The 19,615-nt window shown below is 49.9% G+C and carries 19 protein-coding genes and 1 tRNA gene; 7 read left to right on the top strand and 13 right to left on the bottom strand.

Annotation, left to right across the window (positions count from 1 at the left end):
- Positions 1 to 182 precede the first annotated feature (182 nt).
- Entirely contained in the window at positions 183 to 920 is a 738-nt protein-coding gene (locus JHJ32_RS04030) for a family 16 glycoside hydrolase (RefSeq protein ID WP_079716670.1), read from the top strand.
- A gap of 86 nt (positions 921 to 1,006) precedes the next feature.
- Here the strand turns inward: JHJ32_RS04030 and JHJ32_RS04025 are convergent, their stop codons facing one another.
- Together JHJ32_RS04025 and JHJ32_RS04020 are read right to left on the bottom strand one after the other, a co-directional pair.
- Positions 1,007 to 2,800 (bottom strand): chloride channel protein, encoded by a 1,794-nt coding sequence (locus JHJ32_RS04025; RefSeq protein WP_200119992.1) that lies wholly within the window; start codon positions 2,798 to 2,800, stop codon positions 1,007 to 1,009.
- A 10-nt stretch (positions 2,801 to 2,810) separates the two neighbouring features.
- Positions 2,811 to 3,749, bottom strand: a complete 939-nt coding sequence (locus tag JHJ32_RS04020; RefSeq protein WP_200119991.1) for a hydrogen peroxide-inducible genes activator — start codon at positions 3,747 to 3,749, stop codon at positions 2,811 to 2,813.
- Positions 3,750 to 4,172: 423 nt separating this feature from the next.
- Between JHJ32_RS04020 and JHJ32_RS04015 the strand changes: the two genes are divergently transcribed.
- Together JHJ32_RS04015 and JHJ32_RS04010 are read left to right on the top strand one after the other, a co-directional pair.
- Positions 4,173 to 4,742, top strand: a complete 570-nt coding sequence (locus tag JHJ32_RS04015; RefSeq protein ID WP_200119990.1) for an HD domain-containing protein — start codon at positions 4,173 to 4,175, stop codon at positions 4,740 to 4,742.
- A 21-nt stretch (positions 4,743 to 4,763) separates the two neighbouring features.
- Positions 4,764 to 5,636, top strand: coding sequence for a YitT family protein (locus JHJ32_RS04010; protein ID WP_233632462.1), 873 nt, complete (start codon positions 4,764 to 4,766; stop codon positions 5,634 to 5,636).
- Between the two features lie 17 nt (positions 5,637 to 5,653).
- Here JHJ32_RS04010 and JHJ32_RS04005 read toward each other — a convergent pair whose 3' ends face one another.
- From JHJ32_RS04005 to JHJ32_RS03965, 9 genes are all read right to left on the bottom strand, one after another.
- Positions 5,654 to 6,697, bottom strand: coding sequence for an adenylate/guanylate cyclase domain-containing response regulator (locus JHJ32_RS04005; protein ID WP_200119989.1), 1,044 nt, complete (start codon positions 6,695 to 6,697; stop codon positions 5,654 to 5,656).
- Positions 6,690 to 7,073 (bottom strand): response regulator, encoded by a 384-nt coding sequence (locus JHJ32_RS04000; protein WP_200119988.1) that lies wholly within the window; start codon positions 7,071 to 7,073, stop codon positions 6,690 to 6,692. The genes JHJ32_RS04005 and JHJ32_RS04000 overlap by 8 nt, the downstream gene beginning before the upstream one ends.
- Positions 7,070 to 8,446: a sensor histidine kinase gene (locus JHJ32_RS03995; RefSeq protein WP_233632461.1), complete on the bottom strand. Its 1,377-nt coding sequence runs from the start codon at positions 8,444 to 8,446 to the stop codon at positions 7,070 to 7,072. The genes JHJ32_RS04000 and JHJ32_RS03995 overlap by 4 nt, the downstream gene beginning before the upstream one ends.
- A 70-nt stretch (positions 8,447 to 8,516) precedes the next feature.
- Positions 8,517 to 9,446 (bottom strand): AraC family transcriptional regulator, encoded by a 930-nt coding sequence (locus JHJ32_RS03990; protein ID WP_200119987.1) that lies wholly within the window; start codon positions 9,444 to 9,446, stop codon positions 8,517 to 8,519.
- 8 nt (positions 9,447 to 9,454) lie between these two features.
- Positions 9,455 to 9,808, bottom strand: a complete 354-nt coding sequence (locus tag JHJ32_RS03985) for a hypothetical protein (RefSeq protein WP_079716677.1) — start codon at positions 9,806 to 9,808, stop codon at positions 9,455 to 9,457.
- 1 nt (position 9,809) lies between these two features.
- Positions 9,810 to 10,013 carry a hypothetical protein gene (locus tag JHJ32_RS03980; protein ID WP_200119986.1) on the bottom strand — a complete coding sequence of 68 codons (204 nt, stop codon included), beginning with the start codon at positions 10,011 to 10,013 and terminating at the stop codon, positions 9,810 to 9,812.
- Entirely contained in the window at positions 10,010 to 10,789 is a 780-nt protein-coding gene (locus JHJ32_RS03975; protein WP_200119984.1) for an SDR family oxidoreductase, read from the bottom strand. The genes JHJ32_RS03980 and JHJ32_RS03975 overlap by 4 nt, the downstream gene beginning before the upstream one ends.
- 243 nt (positions 10,790 to 11,032) lie before the next feature.
- A tRNA-Thr gene (locus JHJ32_RS03970) sits at positions 11,033 to 11,105 on the bottom strand.
- Positions 11,106 to 11,319: 214 nt separating this feature from the next.
- Positions 11,320 to 11,736, bottom strand: a complete 417-nt coding sequence (locus tag JHJ32_RS03965; protein ID WP_079716691.1) for an OsmC family protein — start codon at positions 11,734 to 11,736, stop codon at positions 11,320 to 11,322.
- A 74-nt stretch (positions 11,737 to 11,810) separates the two neighbouring features.
- Between JHJ32_RS03965 and JHJ32_RS03960 the strand changes: the two genes are divergently transcribed.
- From JHJ32_RS03960 to JHJ32_RS03945, 4 genes are read left to right on the top strand one after another with little or no spacing between them, the layout of a single operon-like run.
- A complete protein-coding gene (locus tag JHJ32_RS03960; protein ID WP_200119982.1) occupies positions 11,811 to 12,998 on the top strand; it encodes a cysteine desulfurase family protein in 1,188 nt (395 codons plus the stop codon).
- Positions 12,999 to 13,029: 31 nt separating this feature from the next.
- On the top strand, positions 13,030 to 14,235 hold the full coding sequence (locus JHJ32_RS03955) for a polysaccharide pyruvyl transferase family protein (RefSeq protein ID WP_200119980.1): 1,206 nt from the start codon (positions 13,030 to 13,032) through the stop codon (positions 14,233 to 14,235).
- Positions 14,236 to 14,243: 8 nt separating this feature from the next.
- Positions 14,244 to 15,425, top strand: a complete 1,182-nt coding sequence (locus tag JHJ32_RS03950; protein WP_200119979.1) for a hypothetical protein — start codon at positions 14,244 to 14,246, stop codon at positions 15,423 to 15,425.
- Positions 15,426 to 15,467: 42 nt separating this feature from the next.
- Entirely contained in the window at positions 15,468 to 16,460 is a 993-nt protein-coding gene (locus JHJ32_RS03945; RefSeq protein WP_079716695.1) for an LLM class flavin-dependent oxidoreductase, read from the top strand.
- 16 nt (positions 16,461 to 16,476) lie between these two features.
- Here JHJ32_RS03945 and JHJ32_RS03940 read toward each other — a convergent pair whose 3' ends face one another.
- On the bottom strand, positions 16,477 to 17,073 hold the full coding sequence (locus JHJ32_RS03940; protein ID WP_079716696.1) for a DUF502 domain-containing protein: 597 nt from the start codon (positions 17,071 to 17,073) through the stop codon (positions 16,477 to 16,479).
- Between the two features lie 74 nt (positions 17,074 to 17,147).
- A complete protein-coding gene (locus tag JHJ32_RS03935) occupies positions 17,148 to 19,604 on the bottom strand; it encodes a bifunctional UDP-N-acetylmuramoyl-tripeptide:D-alanyl-D-alanine ligase/alanine racemase (protein WP_200119978.1) in 2,457 nt (818 codons plus the stop codon).
- Between the last annotated feature and the right edge of the window lie 11 nt (positions 19,605 to 19,615).

The following is a 19,615-nucleotide window of genomic DNA, read 5'->3' as shown; positions in this document are numbered from 1 at the left end:
CGAAATATCCTTGATTGCCAAACACAAACGCGAATGACCACAGCATTTTGTCAATGCGCCGGTAAGGGCGACGTTTTCCTTTTTATCAAAAATAATGTCTCAAAACGCCCGTTTTTGAAAATAAGTTCGTAGTATTGGCCCAAAACAAACTCATAAATCATAAACATCACAGAATCTCTAACATGGAAAATCTTAAAAAATCGCTATCGATTGGCTTAGCAGTCGCTGTGCTGGCTGCTTGTGGCTCCGGACAACAAACCAGTGAAGCACAAGACACCAGTGCTACAACAACCGCTGAAAATGACGGATGGGTATCACTGTTCGACGGCCAAACCACCGATGGTTGGCATACCTACCTGCGGGACACCGTATCAGCCGCCTGGGTAGTTCAAGACGGCGAATTGCGATTCAATCCTGAGGTGCCTCGTGAGCAACGCGGCGATATTGTGACGGATGGCGAGTATGAAAACTATGAGCTTGAGCTCGAATGGAAGATTTCTTCCGGCGGCAATAGCGGCATCATCTTCGGGGTACACGAAGATCCGAAGTTCAGCGCTACCTACCAAACCGGCATTGAAATGCAGATACTGGACAACATCGACGCCGCCGATAACAAAATCGAAAACCACCTTGCCGGATCACTGTATGACATGATTGGCAGCAAGGAGGTGTCGCAACCCAAACCGGTCGGCGAATGGAATAAAGCCCGTATCCGCAAAAACAACGGACAGATCACCCTGTGGCTTAATGACGTCCAAACTGCGGACGTGACCATCGGTACCCCCGAGTGGGAGCAGGTATTAAATGCAAGCAAGTTCAAAGATTGGGAAGGATTTGCAAAATATCCAAAAGGAAAAATTGCATTGCAAGACCACGGCGATGTCGTCGCCTTCCGTAATATCCGGATTAAAGAACTTTAGTTGGCAATGGGTGGTGCGTAACCAGCGGCCAGTCTTGGCTGACCGGCGACCACGCACCACCCATCACTATACCGCATACCGCCACCCTATTCCAGGTATGCCCCCTGCCTCATCAGCAACGCACGGTATTTATTAAAGACGGCCGATTTGGAAACGAATCCCATATAATTCCCATGGCTGTCCACCACGGGGAGTATCCAGATATCCTCCCGATTCATCTTTTGCATCACCGCTTCCATGTTGGTATCCATGCGGATAATATCCACCGGCTTTTCAGCCAGCTCCTGCATTGTCTTGCCTACCTTTTCCGGGCTTTCACCCAGCAATATCTCAAATAGTCGCTCACTGTATATGATACCGAGCAGTTTGCCATCGGCATCCACCACTGGAAAGATATTGCGCTTGGTGTGGATAATGTCATGCCGCCTGTCCGTTGGCCGTTCGTCTGGCCGTAGGATGGTAAAATTGCGTTCCAGCACATACCGAAGTTTCATCATGCTCAGCACTGTCCGATCCTTATCTTCGTGGGTGAGCAGGTCACCTTGTTCGGCCAGCACCTTGGTATAAATGGAGTATTTCTGTGTTGCCCGATTGATCAAATATGAAATCGCTGTGACCAACATCAGCGGCACCATCAAGGCATACCCGCCCGTGATTTCCGCGATGAGGAAAATAGCCGTCAACGGAGCGTGCATAATACCGCTTAGTGCCGCAGCCATGCCGGCCACCACAAAATTGGCCACATTCAGTTCAATCATGCCCGTAAGGTTTATACCGTAAGCAAAGGCAAATCCCAATAACCCGCCCATGACCAAACTCGGACCGAATACCCCGCCATTTCCTCCGCTACTGAGCGTGATAAGCGCTGCGAAGGACTTCGCAAATACGGTAACCACGGCATAGATGACTATCAAGATACCAACATGCCGGTAGTCCGCAAAAATGCTATTAGCCAGCAACGAGTCCATCCGTCCGTCAAGAATCTGCTGGATAGCCAGGTAGCCTTCGCCATAGAGCGCAGGGAAAAGAAAAATCAGGAGGCCAAGGCTTATCCCCCCTATCCACACCTTCTGGTAAGGGTTTTCAACTGTTGCAAATACTTTCTTGGCCCACGTACTTACCTTGGCAAAGTATATCGAAAAGCCGCCAACGATAACAGCTAACAGCAGGTAAAAAAACAACGCCTGAAATTCCCAATCGTCCGTCACCAGATGAAAAAGAGGCTCGCTATATAGCAGCTTTGACACCACTGATGCTGTCGCCGCAGCCATCAGCAAAGGAATAAATGCAGGAATAGAAAATTCGGGCAGTAAGATCTCTATGGCAAAAATCATCCCTGCTACGGGACTATTAAACGCACCTGCAATACCAGCCGCAGCTCCGCAAGCAAGCAACATCGTCACTTCCCGGTAATTGAGTCCAAAGAAACGACCCGCATTGGCGCCAATGGCCGAACCGCTGTAAGCAATCGGAGCTTCCAGTCCGGCAGAGCCACCGAAGCCGACCGTGAGCGCACTGGTAATGATCTGTGAATAGATGTTGTGCGGTTCAATACGGCTCGACTTGCGTGAAATGGCATAAATAATCGGTGTCATGCCATGCTCGAAGGTGCCTTTGCGAATAAAACGGCGCACATACAACACGCTCAGCAATATCCCGATCAGGGGAAAAAACAGGTATAGGTAATATTTGTATTGCCATTGCACGTCATTTTGTAAAAATGCGGCGATCGAGTGCGTCAGCCCTTTGAGGGCTGCAGCAGCCAGTCCGCCTATGATCCCTACGATGACAGCGAGAACAACCAGGAAATTCCGGTTAGAAATTTTCTGCATCCGCCATTGGTTGAGCCGATGAATGATTTGCTGGGGTTTTTGCCGCATGACTTATTGGTCAATCAATTTCCATGATATCCTTCTTCTTTTTGGTCCTGAACCGCTTGGGGACAGAAGCGATAATTTCCCGTTCAAGGGCGTCGATGGCCTGCCGCTTTAAAAAGTTATGCGTGGTCACCAAACTGATTTCGCGCACAGGTTCGGGCGACTTGAAATAACGTACCCGGCCGAGCTGGTCCTCACCAAAATCGTCGATGCTCAATTCCGGCAGGATGGTAGTCCCCGAGTTGCTATCGACCATCCGCTTGAGCGTTTCCACACTTCCCGTGTTATACGCCAATGTACCGTCCGGATCCATACTCCGCTTGCGTTGGCATATGTTCAATACCTGGCCACGCATACAGTGCCCCTCGGTAAGCAGCCATAGCTTATCTTCCAATACATCTTCCGGCGTCACTTCCTTCTTTTTGATTAATGCGCTTTTGGGCGATATATACGCTACAAACGGCTCGTAAAACAAGGGGCGTTCGACCAGTGCCGTATCATATACGGGGGTGGACAACACGCCACAGTCGAGCAAATTCACCTTTAGCTCGCGCACAATCTTTTCAGTCGTATACTCCCATATCTGTAATTGCAATTTGGGAAACTTCTGCATGAAATTACCCAGCACACGAGGCAGCAGGTAAGGTGCAATGGTCGGAATTACCCCGATGCGAAGCTCGCCTTCCAATTCGCCCTTTTTCAATTGCACCAGTTCATTTATTTTACGGCTCTCGGTAAGGACGACCCGCGCCTGTTTGATAATTTCCACACCGACTTCGGTCGGTACAATCGGTTGCCTACTCCGATCGAAAATACGGGCACCGATCGATTCCTCCAGTTTCTGAATTTGCATGCTTAACGTCGGCTGGGTCACGAAACATTTTTCAGCGGCAGCCACGAAACTCCTGTAGGTATCTACAGCGATAATATATTCCAATTGAACAAGTGTCATCGTATCGAAAAAATTGATACAAAGATAAAAAAAGCCTTTAGAACCATGCCGCGTCCGCGGAAAAACAACGAATATGCCCTGTTTGGCAGATCGTAAGCCAAAGGATTACCATTAAATTTTATTTTAAACTTAACTACCTTTTACTTACATTTTAGCTTTCATCGTATTTTTATCGTAAAGTCATCGTATTTTCATCGTATTTTATACGATAAAAATACAATGGATATTAGTTTTTACATCGTTAAACCCTAAATTTAAGTAAGTATTATAATCGTTTTTATTTAATTTCTTATTGGTAAATTGTTCCGACATTGTATTCCTTTTTTACGGCATCAACACAGCGCCAATAAAAAGTAGTACAGCAAGAGCGTCTATATCGGAAAGAAATAAAATTGATATATTAGCCGCCGATAAAAATCGGATATGCGACTCGATTTGGCTGAGCACTATATTCTAAATCGGTTGGAAAATGAGCTTCCGCCTGATTTGACCTATCATAACGCCTTGCACACTGCCGATGTGTACGCAGCAGCGAGGCAGATAGCCGTGCTGGAAGGCATACCTGATTTACAGCTTCAATGGCTGCTCACGGCAGCGCTTTACCATGACGCAGGCTTTTTGGTTCAAACCAAAGCACATGAGCTGTCGTCGTGTGCTATCGCCCAGGAAACACTACCTGGCTTTGGCTACACCGACGCCGATATAACCGTGATTTCCAAACTCATCATGGCCACGGAGATCCCTCAACGGCCCCGGCAACATCTGGAAGAAATCATTTGTGATGCAGACCTGGACTATCTCGGCAGGGACGATTTTTTTGATCGAAGCCTGTTGCTCTACCAGGAAATGCGCCATTTAGGCACTATTTCTTCGCGCGAGGAGTTCGAGAAAATCCAAATTGCGTTCCTGGACAAGCATCATTATTTTACGGAAACGTCCAAACGGCGCAGAAACGCCAAAAAAGAAGAAAATTACAAAAAACTATTAACATAACTATCTGATAACCGGCGAACCATGATAACTAACCAGTGGCGGGCCATTGCCCAGGACATCATTTATGTGATTTGTGGCGTGTTGTTTTGCGGATTTGCACTGAAGGGCTTCCTGATTCCCAACCATTTTTTTGATGGTGGTGTGACGGGCATTGCCTTACTTATCCATGAGATCTACAACTTCAACATCGCATACGTCATCGTGTTGGCCAATCTGCCGCTAATCGTCATGGGTGCCTTTCAGGTAAACGCCAAATTTGCCTGGAAAACCCTCGGCTGTGTGATATTGCTCGGCATTTGCCTGTTGTATGTCCCATATCCACCCATCACGTCGGACAAACTGCTCGTCTCTATCTTCGGCGGCGTATTTATGGGATTGGGTGTAGGTCTTTCGATGCGGGGCGGGTGTGCGCTTGACGGCATCGAAGTGCTAGCGTTGTACACGCTCAAACGAAGCAGCTTCACCATCAGCGAAATCATCCTGGGTATCAATATTGTCATTTTCCTCATCGCGGCTATTCACCTTGGGCTCCCGACGGCTCTTTACTCCATCCTGACCTACTACACGGCTTCACGGACCATTAGCTTCGTCATTGAGGGGCTGGAGGAATACACGGCCGTAAACATTATCTCTTCCAAGAGCGACGTCATCAAAGATCGGTTGGTCAATGAAATGGGGAAAGGCATCACGGTCTATAAGGGCGAGCGAGGATTCATGCAAGGCAGCTTTGACGTAAGCCATCCGGTAGACATCGTTTTTACGGTGGTCACCCGGTTTGAGGTCAGGCGCCTCAAAAGCCTCGTACGCGACATCGACCCCCAGGCCTTTGTGTACACAAACACCATCAAAGAGGTGGCCGGTGGCGTGCTGAAAAAACGTGCCAGGGAGCATTAGTCCGCGCAGCCGGCATATCACTCGATTACTTCGTAAACGGCTACGGGCAACGCCTTGTTCTTTAAGCTCACCGCTCCCAGTTCTTTCAGGTTGAAGGACTGCTTTGCCTGCTGATATACGTGCTCCGGCACCAGAATCTGGTCGGCTTTGGCGACAGACTGGAGCCGCTGGGCTACATTTACCGTATCGCCGATGACGGTATAATCCAACCGCTTCAGCGAAGCTGAACCGATATTGCCGGATATCATCTCGCCCGAATTGATACCGATGGATACCTGGGGCTTAAACGCTTTATCGGTAAGACCGGCAACCGTCACCCCAGCAATGCTGTCTTTCACGGCCAACGCCGCATCAATGGCCCGGTCAATGTGATACTCGCCCCGGAAGATGGCCATCACCGCATCGCCCATGAACTTATCGATATGGCCATTGTGGTTGATGATTTCTTTGACAATGACGTCAAAAAGGGTATTGAGCATCTTCACTACACCGTCAGCACCCACATGTTCGGTAATGGCGGTGAATCCGCAGATATCGATAAAAACGACCGTGCCTTCAATGGTCTCGTTCGCCATCAGGCTCTTTTCGAATTCCTGATGGGTCATGAAGTTGAGTACATGCTCGTCGACGTACATCTTCAGAATGTTATTCTCCTTGACGGCTTGCAGGGTTTCCCGGAGTTGCCGTACATGATGCAGGGTCTTCTCGATGGTCGTGTCCAGATCGTCAAAATTGACCGGCTTAAACACAAAGTCAAATGCGCCGCGATTCATCGCCGTGCGGATGTTGTCCATATCGCCGTAAGCGGAAACCATGACGGCTTTGATGACCGGGCTGGCTTCGGGCAACTTGGTCAGCAACGTCAGCCCGTCCATGCCGGGCATGTTGATGTCGGTAAGGATAACGTCGATGTCGTCTCGCGCTTGCAGCAGCGCCAACGCCTCGTTACCATCCCTTGCAAAAACAAACGTGTAGATTTTTTCCCGTATCTTCTTCCGAAATTTCTGCCGGATGAGTATCTCGAGATCAGCCTCATCGTCGACAACCAAAATATTAGCCATGCGCCTCCAACCCTTTAAGTTTATCTTTCAATACATTAAAATCCAGCGGCTTGGTCAGGAAGTCATCGGCGCCAAGCTGCATGGACTGCGAGCGGTTTGCCTCATCGCCGTATGCCGTGATCATCATGACGAACGGCGGTGCCGCCCGGTGTGCCGTCCGGATGTGACGGAGCAGCTCAAGCCCGCTCATACCCGGCATATTGATATCGGAGAGAATGAGTACGACCTCGGAATCTCCCGATGTCATGTACTGCAAGGCTTCTTCGGCGGAAAGCGCAAAATCGAATGCCAACTCACCGCTCCTGATCTCCCTGCGGAATCGTTGCCTGAATAACGGCTGGATGTCTACCTCGTCGTCTACTACTAATATCTTCATGATGCCGGTATGGTGATGGTGAATGTTGCATATTTGCCCTCGGCGGTATCTACCTGCATTTCGCCGCCATGCATCTTGTGGATGATATCATAGCTCATCGAGAGCCCCAAACCGGTACCCTGGCCCGTAGGCTTGGTGGTAAAAAACGGTTGATATATTTTGTCCAAGATGTTCTTTGGGATACCCAGCCCATTGTCATGTACGGTGATCGCGATGGCCTCTCGTCCGTCCGCCCGTCGAACGTTGGAGGTGGCTACCCGCACTAAGGGCGTATAATCCGCAGGAGCTCCCTTTTTTTTCTCACTCACTGAATAAAAAGCATTGTTAAACAGGTTGAGCAATACCCTCCCCAAATCCTGCGGTATGACCGCCACGGAAAGCAAATCGTCAGCAAAGTCCATCTCCATGGTGGCATTGAACGATTTATCCTTGGCACGCAACCCGTGATAGCTCAGCCGTAAGTATTCGTCGGCCAACAAGTTGATATTTATCACCTCCTTTTTACCGGCACTGGCGCGGGAGTGCTGCAGCATGCTTTTGACGATACCATCCGCCCGCTTGCCATGGAGGCTGATTTTTTCCAAATTTTGCGTCAGATCGCCGATAATCTCTTCAGCTTCCTCCAGCTGTTCGGCGGGCAGCTGGCTGAGCGGGCCGGCTTTTAACTCATCAAGCAGCTCAACGCTGACCTCCGAGAAGTTGTTGACAAAATTCAGCGGATTCTGGATCTCGTGGGCGATTCCAGCCGTCAGCTCACCCAGGGAAGCCATTTTTTCCGACTGGATAAGCTGATCCTGCGTACGCCGCAATTCATCCAAGGTCTGCTCCAGCTCTTCCTTTTGCTTGACCAACTCCGCCGTACGCTGCGCCACTTCCGCTTCCAGATTGACCTTCATCTCGGCCATGACGCGAAGCCGAGCCTCCTCAGCCTCCCGCCGCAAGCGTTCCTTTTCCAGTGCCCGGCGCTGGTTGCGATTAACAAACCACATGGCACCAAACCAGAGGATGCCAAACAACTCGGCGTTGTCAAAAAAGTCATCGTTTTCCCGATAAAAGTCGCGGTTAACTGCCTGTACGACATCACTGAGCAAGGACAAGACCATGTAAGGCAGCATGGAGACCATGAAACTGCGCCCCACCCGCAATTCCGGCCGTACGTATACCAACCACAGCAGAGCAAATACACCAAGTCGTATCCCATGTTGGATAATCGCCGAATCGGTAAGAATATCCAACAGCAACAACCCAATGGCAATGCCCCGGCCAGCCATGACGTATCGGTGAACATCATAGGGCGCCTCCTTTGGATCGATTCTTTTCCCAAGGAAATTGATCAGAAGCAATGCAAATAGCGGTTCGAGTAACATGCTCATGCTGCCGTTGGTTTGGGCCAAACTTAGCTAAATTTGTTTTCACCTGCAACACCATGACGGGGCTGCCAGATCAGTGCGATCCGGGAACAGCCCGATTAAACGACTGCCGGAATTGCAACGGCGAAACGGTGGTCTTCGTCTTGAAAAGTTTACTGAACGATTGCGGATGCTCAAAGCCCAATCCGTAAGCGATTTCACTGACGGACAAGTCTGTCGTCGACAGTCTTTCCTTCGCCTTTTCGATTAGCCTATCGTGAATATGTTGCTGGGTGTTTTGTCCCGTGAGCACCTTGAGCAAACTACGCAAATAATTAGGCGAAATATTCAGCTGCTCAGAGACATATTGAACCGTAGGTAGCCCTTTGGTTATTAAGTCGTCGTCGTTGAAATAGTCCGAAAGCAATTTTTCAAACCGGTCAAGAATTTGATGATTGGCTATTTTTCGGGTGATGAATTGACGTTGATAAAAGCGTTCGGCATAATTCAGCAGGGTTTCTAAATGCGAAACAATAATATCCTGGCTGAACTTATCCATGTTTGTATGATACTCGTTCTTGATATTCGCTACTATGCCGTTGATGATCGCTTCTTCTTTATCGGAAAGGAACAATGCTTCATTGGTGGAGTAGCCAAAGTACGCATACTGTCTGATTTTTTTAGCAAGCGGCGTATTCCATAAAAAATCGGGGTGTATGAACAGCATCCAACCTTCAAGACCCGCAGGTACGCCGTTTTCTTCACCACGGAGAATTTGCCCAGGCGCCATAAAAGCCATCAATCCCTCATCGAAATCGTAGCGCTGCTGCCCGTAATGAAGTTTATCGCACCCCCTTTTCAATGATATGACATAAAGATCAAATAGCACCGCATTTATTGCTGAATCATTTTTAATCCCCGATACGTCAACGATACCGATGAGCGGGTGATGAGGCTTCGGAAGCCTCATTAACCGATGGATTTCCGTTATGGATTTTATCCGGTAGGGCTTTACATTTGCCATAACACAAACTAATTTTTGAATGGATATTTGAGCCAAATCATGAGTAACGGCATCGCCAAAAACGGAATTTCTATCAACGCCGTTTTGTAATTCCCTGCTTTCAGCGATAAGGCCATAATAAGGAGAATCGACATGGCATTCAGTACATTCGCCAAGAAAAATGTTTTTGGAATCAGCAGCAAAGCCCCAATCGCAAAGGTCAGGATGCCAAAGAAGGGAATGACGGGTTCATTGATGCCCAGTTCATTCATCATCTTTAACGATTCGGGATTGTTTTTGTAGTTAAATATGCCCCACCCGTGCCGGAAATTCAGCGACACGGACACAATCAATAAGATTAACGAAATGATGTTCTTTACCATTTTAATGCAGGATATACGCGTCTATGATGTAACCCGCAACTAACGCAATCGGAACACCGATTAAGGCACTTGCCAATGCCTTTCGTGCCTTATTGGGGAATTGATTTCTGTGCCTAAAATACAGAAAAAATCCGATTGGTGGAATGGCATTGGAGAGCGCAAACCAAAACCTTGACAGGTCGTCTTTTTTGTTTTCGTTTTTCATTGCTTGTTCAGTTGTTTAAACTTTTTAAATTCCCGGTGTCCAAACTTTAAAAGGGTATTAGGCATCAGTCTGCTCACGAATTTGACCAGGTCGATCAAGGTCGGCTTGAGTTCCGGTTTATCTTTCAAAAGGCCTTTGATGACGACAGCTACCATTTTATCCACAGGCATCATTTGTTTGGGATTAGGTTGCAATACCCAATCATTTTGAAGATTGGTGTTAACACCCGGCGGTATCATTTCAAATACCTTTACATTGGTATCTTCCAATTGCAACCGCAAAGCTAACGTATACGCTCGGACGCCTGCTTTTGCGGTACTGTAAATCGGTGCTATTGAATAGGGCATCAATGCAATACCCGAGGAAACATTGACAATCGCAGCCGATTTCTTCGTGAGCAGATGCGGTAAAAACTGATGCACCATTTGGATGGTTCCAGTAAGATTGACGGCAATTTCACGGTTGATGTTTTCCAAATCCAATGTTGCGTCCTGCACATCGATCAACCGCATCAATCCGGCGTTGTTGATGAGGATATTCAATTCTGGAAATTGTGCCGTAACATCCAGGTAAAGCTGTTCAATGGCTGCTGCATTGCTTACATCGCTTTGAAAGGTATGGACTTTGGGAAACTGTTTCCTTGTTCGGTTCAGTGCATCAAGGTTACGTCCGGTGACGATAATGTTTGCACCTTGTTCGGTCAGCTGTTTTACGAGCTCCAAACCGATTCCGCTGGTTCCGCCCGTAATCAGGACGGTGCTGTTTTTTAATTCCATTTTGCGATCTTTTTGATACTGCAAAAATGCGGTGGCTTTCAGCGGCAGATTTAGCCTAAACGCCTTTTGTTGTAGCCGAAAATAAGCGTTTCGGAAATGCACCTATGCGGCAGCATGTAAAATTCTGCGAATGCTACCGCGGGATCGGGAAGGATTCAACTGATCGATAATGTCCGGTTAAGGCACCTGTCAGTTCACGAAAAAAAAGCTCCGAACAGTACGTTCCGGAGCTTTAAACTTAGGAGCCGACGATGGGATTCGAACCTACGACCTACGCATTACGAATGCGTTGCTCTACCAGCTGAGCTACGTCGGCATCGGCAAAAAATTTACGGGTGCAAATTTAGCTAAAATTGTATTGCTATGCAATAGCAAAGAAAGGGCTTACGACAAATTTCAGATTTCGAGAAATTGACAATATCCATCCGTTGGATTTTTGGCTGGAACGTTCACTGCGTTTACGCTGCTAGGCCAAAAATCCAACGGATGGAAACAAACGGAACTTCCGCTCAAAATAAACCTTATCGTAATTAGGCCAATGTTACCGTCAGTTCAATCGTTGCCTTCAGCAACTTTGACACCGGACAGATTTCCTTTGCTTTTTCGGCGATTTCCTTAAACTCGGCTTCGTCAATACCATCCACTTCCCCGGTAAGCGCCAGTTGTACGGTCGTGATGGTTCCGTCTTCGAAAATTACCTTGGCCTCGGTATCCAGGCTGGTCGGTTGGTATCCTTTTTCGCTAAGCAAAAAGCTAAGCTGCATGGTGAAGCAGCCTGCGTGTGCGGCGCCAATCAACTCCTCGGGATTGGTACCCACGCCGTCTTCAAACCGGGTTTTGTACGAATATTGGGTTTGATCCAATACGGTACTCTGCGTGGTAAGCGTACCACTACCGTCTTTTCCCGTGCCTTTCCAATTGGCACTTGCATTTCTGGTAAACTTCATGGTATTCGTGATTTTTATGTAAAGTTATAAAAGGGGAACAAGTTTTGCGCTAAAATTGTTTATAAATTCGCAACATGGACGGGCTTCTTTACTTTGACAACAACGCAACAACACCACTTGACCCACAGGTTCTCGACGCCATGATGCCTTATTTCACCATGCACTTTGCCAATGCGTCCAGCATGACCCACCGCGCAGGCAGGCATGCCGCGGCAGCGGTGGATAAAGCAAGGGAACAGGTGGCCGCACTCATCGGGGCATCGCCCCGCGAAATTACGTTTACGTCGGGAGCCACGGAGGCCGTCAACATGGCATTGAAAGGGGTATTTGAGCACTATCAAGCTAAGGGCAGGCACTTTATTACCTGCCTTACGGAGCACAAAGCGGTGCTTGATACCTTCGCCTATCTGCAACGAAAAGGTGCAGAAGTCACGTACTTGCCGGTAAGCACTGCCGGCAGCCTTGATTTAGCTGAGTTGGAAGCCGCTATCCGCAAGGATACGATACTGATTGCACTGATGTATGCCAATAACGAGACCGGGGTCATCCATCCTGTCCAGCAAATTGCCGACATTGCAAACAAATACGACGTCCTTTTTTTTTGTGATGCCACGCAAGCAGTAGGTAAGGTGCCTGTCTACGTTGGCGATGGGTATCCGGACTTGCTGTGCCTCAGTGCACATAAATGCTACGGTCCCAAGGGTGTAGGCGCATTGTATACCAAACGGCGGAACAAACGCATACAGACCGGTGCATTACTGCATGGCGGTGGACAGGAGAATAAGCTCCGTGCTGGCACACTTAACGTGCCCGGCATCGTGGGACTGGGCGAGGCAGCAGCAATTGCCCAACGCCAACTCGCCACCGAAGCACCGCGGTTGGGTACCCTACGGGACACCCTGGAAACCGGATTGATGGCACTGGATGCGTCATTCGTCAACGGCCGCAGAGCGCCGAGGCTCCCACATGTAAGCAACATCACCTTCCGGCACCTGAAGGCAGACCAGGTTATGGTGAACGTACCGGATATCGCCATCGCGTCGGGTTCGGCGTGTGTGAGTGGTACACGCGATCCTTCTCATGTGCTCAAAGCGATGGGGCTTTCAGACGCTGACGCCCACGCCTCCATACGGTTCAGCCTCGGCAGATTCAATACCGTGGCAGAAGTCGATACTGCCATCGCACAGCTTACATCGGTTATACCGCAGTTAAGGGCTTCGTCGCCCATCTGGCAACTGTACAAGGCAGGTCAGGTAGATTAATGAATTAGCAATTGACAAAAAACACGACAGATTGGCTACGAAAAACACGAACAACATCTTAATTATCGGCGCGTTTGACCGTTATAATTATGGGGATTTGCTGTTCCCCCTGGTTATTGAGGCGCAGTTGAAAACCTATGGCCAGCCGTTCGAGGCGTCCTATTTTGGTATTGTAAAAAGCGACCTCAGCGCCCTGGGCGGCAAACCCACCGAAGATATCCGGGCATTCTACCGCAAATGTGAGGAGGGCACAGGCCATACCAGCGTCATTGTTGCCGGCGGCGAAGCGGTGGCCGTGACGTGGAGCTCGCTATTGCTGGCGCTTAGCAGCCTATTCAAGCGCACGCATCGGTTCCACAACCGCATAAACAAAGTCATCGACCTCAATGCTTTCGCCAAACGGGCGCTACATGGCAAAACTGCCCTCCCCTTTGTCTTTACCAAAGCTGACTTTAAGGGTATAGACCGGGTTATCTTCAACTCCCTCGGAGGCTCCGAATTGAATCCGGCGATTTTTGACCAGGTTCCGGACCTCCGCGATAAATTGCGCCAGATCGATTATTTTGCCGTGCGTGATGAGGCCACACAGCGCAATCTCGCGTTGCAGCACGTGCAAACACAGCTTTACCCGGATTCGGCTATCTTGATGTCCACCTTTTACCCCAGCACCGTGCTGGCCAAACAGGTGTCCCCCGCCGTCAGCCAGTACGTCGCCGAGAACAAAGGAACATACGTCTTCTTCCAGGTTAAAAACAATCATGCGAAGAACAAGGAACAGCGCATTGCGCAGCAGTTGGATTTGATTGCTGCACATTCGGGATCACCCCTCTGCTTTTGCCCCATCGGCAAGGCACTCAACCACGACGATCACCTGGCGTTAGGCCGCATCACACCGTTGCTGAACCACCCTTGCACCCTATTTGACGAAGTAAGTATCTGGGACATCATGTATTTAATCGCCAATGCAAGGGTCTACATCGGCACCAGCTTGCACGGCGCCATTACGGCCATGAGTTATGCCGTGCCGTATGTCGGCGTTGCCGTGCCGAAACTAAACAGCTACCTGCAGACGTGGGGCGTAGCGGGAATAAACCGCACGGTGGCGTTGGATGGCCTGTACGAAGGGTTTCAGCGTGCTGTGGGCACCGACAGAGCCGCGCTCAACCAATCACGCGAACGGCAATTGGCGGCCGCCGAAGCGTCGTTTTCGCATATCCGGCAACTGGTCTTCCAATAATAGCGGTGATGAATCCTCAAATCCTCACACCGGATGTGCAGCAGTACCTGCGCACCCACGAAGCTATGCCTCCTACGGAAATGGCGTTGCGTAAAAGTCCTTTTCCGCACGTTTCCTCCCTGGAATTGGCCCAACAGCTGGATGGCAGGCAACGTAGCCGGAAAAAACTGCCGCTGTGGTATGATATACCGGGGATTTATTATCCGGAAAAACGCGCCATGGAGCAGGCATCCTCACAGACTACCGCCCAATACAAGGCAAGTTTGATCCGCCAGCAAAGCCGTATAATCGACCTAACGGGCGGCCTTGGTGTCGACACCTATTTTTTCGCACAACGCGCCGAAACGGTGATCCACTGCGAAAAGAACGAAGCACTTTCCCGGATCGCGGCACACAACGCATTGACACTGGGCATACGCACGATCAGCTTCATTGCGGATGACGGCCTTGCTTATTTGCGCAGCCAAGGCGACAACGCATTTGACTACGCGTATATCGATCCTTCACGGCGGGTAGAAAGCCGCAAGGTCTTCCGGCTGGAGGACTGTGAACCCAATGTGGTGGAAGTTCAACAGGACTTGCTGCAAAAAGCGGGAAAATTACTCATCAAAGCCGCTCCATTGCTGGATATTTCCGCAGCCCTCCAAGCGTTGAACAAGGTCTCTGAAGTGCACATCATAAGCGTCGACAATGAATGTAAAGAATTGCTGTTTGTCTTGGATAGCGCTTATGCAGGCACGCCGCAACTGGTAGCGGCCGTACTGAAAAACGATGTGACACGCACCTTTTCCTTCGAAATGAGCGAGGAGACCGCCGCCGTCTCGCACTTGGGACTGCCCGAGCATTACTTGTACGAGCCGGATGCGGCATTGCTCAAATCCGGCGCATTCAAACTCATCGGGCAGCGCTATGGCCTGAAAAAGCTCCACCAACACACTCACCTCTATACGTCCACGACCCACCACCCGGACTTTATGGGCAAGACGTTCCGGGTGGACCGTGTAACGCCCTATACTGATTTCAAAAACGACAAATCGATACGGCATGCCGCAGTCAGCACTCGCAATTTTCCGCTAAAAGTCGAAGCATTGCGCAAGCGGCATCGGATACACGACGGCGCGGATATGCATCTGTTCTTTTGCACAGGCCCTGATGATGTGCTTTTGGTCATCTTTGCATCAAAATGCTGATGCCGACTTGTACGTGAAGTGCCTAATGCGGTACTTTGCATCATGTCCAAGCAACTAAAGCTTTCCGCACTTGACCTCTCCGTCATCATCGCTGGCGGTGACGCCGCATCAGCCATTGCCCGCACGGTAGACGTTGCCCGGTATGTCGAGCAATTAGGCTACGAACGTATCTGGCTCGCCGAACATCATAATATGGAATTCATCGCCAGTTCGGCTACATCCGTGCTTATTGGCCATGTAGCCGGCAAGACGGAACATATCCGTGTCGGCTCGGGCGGCATCATGCTGCCTAACCATACCCCGCTGTCGGTGGCCGAACAATTCGGCACACTGGAAACCCTGTATCCGGGACGTATAGATCTCGGCTTGGGCCGTGCGCCGGGAACAGATCAACTGACCGCCATGGCGCTGCGCCGCAACAACCTCAATACCGCTTACCATTTTCCTTCGGATATCCGTGAATTGCAGTTGTATCTCAGCCCTGAAAACAGCGACGGCCGTGTACGGGCATTTCCGGGGGAAGGGCTTGACATTCCTATCTGGGTACTGGGCTCCAGCACCGACAGTGCCTATTTAGCGGCCGAGATGGGCCTACCGTACGCTTTCGCTGCCCATTTTGCGCCACAGCAGTTCCGCACCGCCATTTCACTTTACCGCCAACATTTCAAACCGTCGGCACAGCTCGACAAGCCCTATGTGCTGGCTTGTGTCAATGTCATCGCCGCCGATACCGATGAAGAAGCGCAGGTATTGGCGACGAGCATGTACCGCATGTTCCTGGGCATCGTTACCAATACGCGCCGGCCATTGCAACCGCCCGTCCCCTCGATGGACCCTTACTGGACGCCAGAGGTCGAACATGCCGTCAAACAGATGACCGCCTGCACGTTCATCGGAAGCCGCGAAACGCTGGCCGCACAGCTCTCCCGATTCGTTGATGAGACCGGCATCGACGAGCTGATGACCACCGGAAATATTTACGACCAGGGAGCGCGGTTGAAGTCTTATCGCATTCTCCACGAGGTTTTGTCGTGACATCACCGTGGGCGAATCACTCCAGTCCGCTCACGCCGCCCGAGACCACCAGCTTCATGGCATCAGTGGCGCTCATATTTAGCCGCTTCACCCGCTCAGACTTTACAACAACCACCTGACCGGCAAATGAGTAAGAATAGGGAAAGTAAACAATTACTTCACCCTGTAATCCGATCTTGGAAAGGTCCCGTTGCGTAAGGAATCCGATTTTTTTCAAGCCTGTTTCATTGACCTCCACAAGCACCGGCTCATTGAATTTCTTAGCATCTCCCACAAATGCTTCCGTAAAATCTTTGATGGAGGAATACAGGGTGCTAAACAAGGGGATGCGGTTGAGCAAATTGTTGAGCCAATTGGATATCGGCTCGGTGACGACATTTGTAAATACCATCCCTACAACGACCAGCACGGTAATCACGGTAAGGATACCCAGGCCCGGCACGTAAAGCGGCCTTCCCTCCTCGTCTTCCCAAAACCAACTGCTCAGGTTGAGTGCCGAATCGATGCTTGCCACAATCCAGACAATCAGAAATAATGCTCCTGCAAGCGGCACGACCACTAAGGTGCCTTTGATGAGGTAATTAAAGAATAAACGTATCGTTCGATTTTTCATATGTTAGTTTGGTGTGTTGTATGACGTGTATGGGGACTGCGTATGAGCATTGGAGCATCGACTCCGCCGCAGGACTACCCGTAATAATAGACTCTTTTTACCCGCTGTGATATGCCCGTCAGCAGCTCATAGGGAATCGTACCAATGGTTTTTGCCAACCGGTCGACATCACCAAACACAATGACCTCATCCCCTTCCCGGGCATCAACGCCACTGACATCCAGCATGGTCATATCCATGCAGATATCCCCCACTGTCGGTACAGTCTTGCCTTTGACCATCATGCTTCCCACACCGTTACCGAACCGCCTGTCATAACCGTCCGCGTAGCCAATATTTACCGTAGCAATGGTACTGTCCTTCGTCAGCATTCCACTCCGATTATACCCTACGCTTTCTCCGGCAGGTACCTCCCTGATTTGCGTAATGGTCGTTTTTAAGGTGCTTGCTTGCTGCAACACCAATACCTTATGCCACTCCTTATGAACACCATATAGCCCGATACCTAAACGTACCATATCCAAGTGCGCTTGCGGCCATCGTTGAATACCCGCGGTGTTGGCGATGTGACGGATAAAAGGGTATCGCAATGCATCAACCAGCTTCCCGGCAAACAACTCAAACGCAGCCAATTGCCGCGCAGTAAATGCGTCATGTGTGGCATCGCCAGCTGCGGCCAGGTGAGAAAACACAGACTGCACTTTTACTTCACCTGTTTCTTGCAAACAACTAATTAACTGTTCAATATCACTTACCGAAAAGCCCAGCCGGTGCATTCCCGTGTCCACTTTGATATGTATGGGATAATCAACCAACTGCTTGCCTGCCAATACCCGGATAAAGTCATCCAGTACACCGAAGCTGTATATTTCCGGCTCCAACCCATGAGCCAAAAGCGCATCGAATGAAGCCGCCGTAGGGCTCATAACCATGATGGGAAGCGTAATTCCGGATTTCCGTAACTCTACCCCTTCGTCCACATACGCCACAGCCAGGTAATCCACTTTATTAAACTGGAGCAAGCTCGCCACTTCATAACTCCCACTGCCGTAGGAAAACGCCTTCACCATAGCCATCAACTTCACATGCTTGGGCAGCAAGGCCCGATATTGATTCAGGTTATGCTCTACGGCATTGAGGTTGGTCTCCAACACCGTGTCATGCAATTTTGCCGTAAGCACTTGACTGATGCGCTCAAACGCATATTTCCTGGCACCTTTCAGGAGAATGGTCTCATCCTGGAAGCGCAAGTCAGCGAGTGATGCCAGAAAAGACGCGGTATCCGCAAACGCTTCATGCCTGACAAAGTCAAACCGCGGCGATTGACGCATCAACCCGGGACCAATGGTAATCAGCCTGGTAATTTTATTATGAGCAAGCAACTTAGCAACCGCTGAATAAACTTCTTCTTCATGTCCGGAAGCTCCCGGTATATCAGACAACACCAGCGTCCGGGAGGCATGTTGTTGCTGCTGTTGCAGAAAATCCAGCGCGATATGCAATGATGACAAATCGTTGCTGTAGCTATCGTCTATTACGGTGCAATTGTTAATGCCTTTTTTCATTTCCAGTCGCATTTCGACCGGCTGCAATGAAACCATCCGTTCGGCTATGACCGCTGAATCATATCCCATCGCCAGCATGGTCGCCCAGCAGCATACGGCATTTTCCCTGGCAGCCGCATCGATAAACGGAATGGTGATTTGCACAAGCTGCCCCTCGTATCGCGCGCGTATGCAGCATTTGCGTCCGGCTAACACGTCGTGGCCCATAACGTGCAACAGGGCGTCCCCCGCTCCCCATGTCATATGCCTCCCCGTGGAGGGTACGGGAATACCGGCTATATGATCCGGTGAATAGACGGCCTGTTTGGCTCCGTTAAACAAGCGGAGCTTTTCACTGATTTTGTCTTTAGCCGAAGCGAACCCATCGTCATGCGCAGGACCTATGTTGGTGAGCACAGCGATGTCCGGTTGGATCATCCGATGTAATACCTCCATCTCCCCTTGCTGACTGATGCCTGCTTCGATTATGGCCAAATCACACGTGTTATCCAACTGCCACAGCGATAGCGCTACCCCGATTTGCGAGTTATAGCTTTTGGGGCTTCGCGCAATGCGGTATTCCGGGGCCAGCAACTGTGCCAGCCATTCTTTCACGATGGTTTTGCCATTACTCCCCGTAATGCCAATCACCGGATAAGCAAACTGATTGCGGTGATGCATGGCGAGTACCTGCAGCGCCTCCAGGGTATCCCCCACAACGATAAAATTTGCTCCGGGAAACCAGGTTGTTTCCGTTTTCCCCTCAGCCACTACAAAATTACGCACTCCGCCGGCATATGCTTCCTTGACATATTGGTGGCCGTCACGCCGGCCTTCCAATGCAAAGAACACGCCATGCTGCGTATCAGAAAGTTTACGGCTATCGTACAGCAATGAACGTACTTCAGCCGACTCATCATTAAAATAAACCCGCACCGTGGGCATCAGCTCGGAAATCCGCCGAATGGTATATGATTGTTCATGCATGGCACGAATTT

Origin of the sequence: Parapedobacter sp. ISTM3, from assembly GCF_016533505.1 — a bacterium.
GTDB lineage: Bacteria > Bacteroidota > Bacteroidia > Sphingobacteriales > Sphingobacteriaceae > Parapedobacter > Parapedobacter luteus.
This window is presented reverse-complemented; position numbering and strand designations above follow the sequence as displayed.

Excerpts from the sequence above, each read along its gene's own strand:
- JHJ32_RS04030 (WP_079716670.1), top strand. The coding sequence starts at position 183 with ATGGAAAATCTTAAAAAATCGCTATCGATTGGCTTAGCAGTCGCTGTG.
- JHJ32_RS04025 (WP_200119992.1), bottom strand. The coding sequence starts at position 2,800 with ATGCGGCAAAAACCCCAGCAAATCATTCATCGGCTCAACCAATGGCGG.
- JHJ32_RS04020 (WP_200119991.1), bottom strand. The coding sequence starts at position 3,749 with ATGACACTTGTTCAATTGGAATATATTATCGCTGTAGATACCTACAGG.
- JHJ32_RS04015 (WP_200119990.1), top strand. The coding sequence starts at position 4,173 with ATGCGACTCGATTTGGCTGAGCACTATATTCTAAATCGGTTGGAAAAT.
- JHJ32_RS04010 (WP_233632462.1), top strand. The coding sequence starts at position 4,764 with ATGATAACTAACCAGTGGCGGGCCATTGCCCAGGACATCATTTATGTG.
- JHJ32_RS04005 (WP_200119989.1), bottom strand. The coding sequence starts at position 6,697 with ATGGCTAATATTTTGGTTGTCGACGATGAGGCTGATCTCGAGATACTC.
- JHJ32_RS04000 (WP_200119988.1), bottom strand. The coding sequence starts at position 7,073 with ATGAAGATATTAGTAGTAGACGACGAGGTAGACATCCAGCCGTTATTC.
- JHJ32_RS03995 (WP_233632461.1), bottom strand. The coding sequence starts at position 8,446 with ATGAGCATGTTACTCGAACCGCTATTTGCATTGCTTCTGATCAATTTC.
- JHJ32_RS03990 (WP_200119987.1), bottom strand. The coding sequence starts at position 9,446 with ATGGCAAATGTAAAGCCCTACCGGATAAAATCCATAACGGAAATCCAT.
- JHJ32_RS03985 (WP_079716677.1), bottom strand. The coding sequence starts at position 9,808 with ATGGTAAAGAACATCATTTCGTTAATCTTATTGATTGTGTCCGTGTCG.
- JHJ32_RS03980 (WP_200119986.1), bottom strand. The coding sequence starts at position 10,013 with ATGAAAAACGAAAACAAAAAAGACGACCTGTCAAGGTTTTGGTTTGCG.
- JHJ32_RS03975 (WP_200119984.1), bottom strand. The coding sequence starts at position 10,789 with ATGGAATTAAAAAACAGCACCGTCCTGATTACGGGCGGAACCAGCGGA.
- JHJ32_RS03965 (WP_079716691.1), bottom strand. The coding sequence starts at position 11,736 with ATGAAGTTTACCAGAAATGCAAGTGCCAATTGGAAAGGCACGGGAAAA.
- JHJ32_RS03960 (WP_200119982.1), top strand. The coding sequence starts at position 11,811 with ATGGACGGGCTTCTTTACTTTGACAACAACGCAACAACACCACTTGAC.
- JHJ32_RS03950 (WP_200119979.1), top strand. The coding sequence starts at position 14,244 with ATGAATCCTCAAATCCTCACACCGGATGTGCAGCAGTACCTGCGCACC.
- JHJ32_RS03945 (WP_079716695.1), top strand. The coding sequence starts at position 15,468 with ATGTCCAAGCAACTAAAGCTTTCCGCACTTGACCTCTCCGTCATCATC.
- JHJ32_RS03940 (WP_079716696.1), bottom strand. The coding sequence starts at position 17,073 with ATGAAAAATCGAACGATACGTTTATTCTTTAATTACCTCATCAAAGGC.
- JHJ32_RS03935 (WP_200119978.1), bottom strand. The coding sequence starts at position 19,604 with ATGCATGAACAATCATATACCATTCGGCGGATTTCCGAGCTGATGCCC.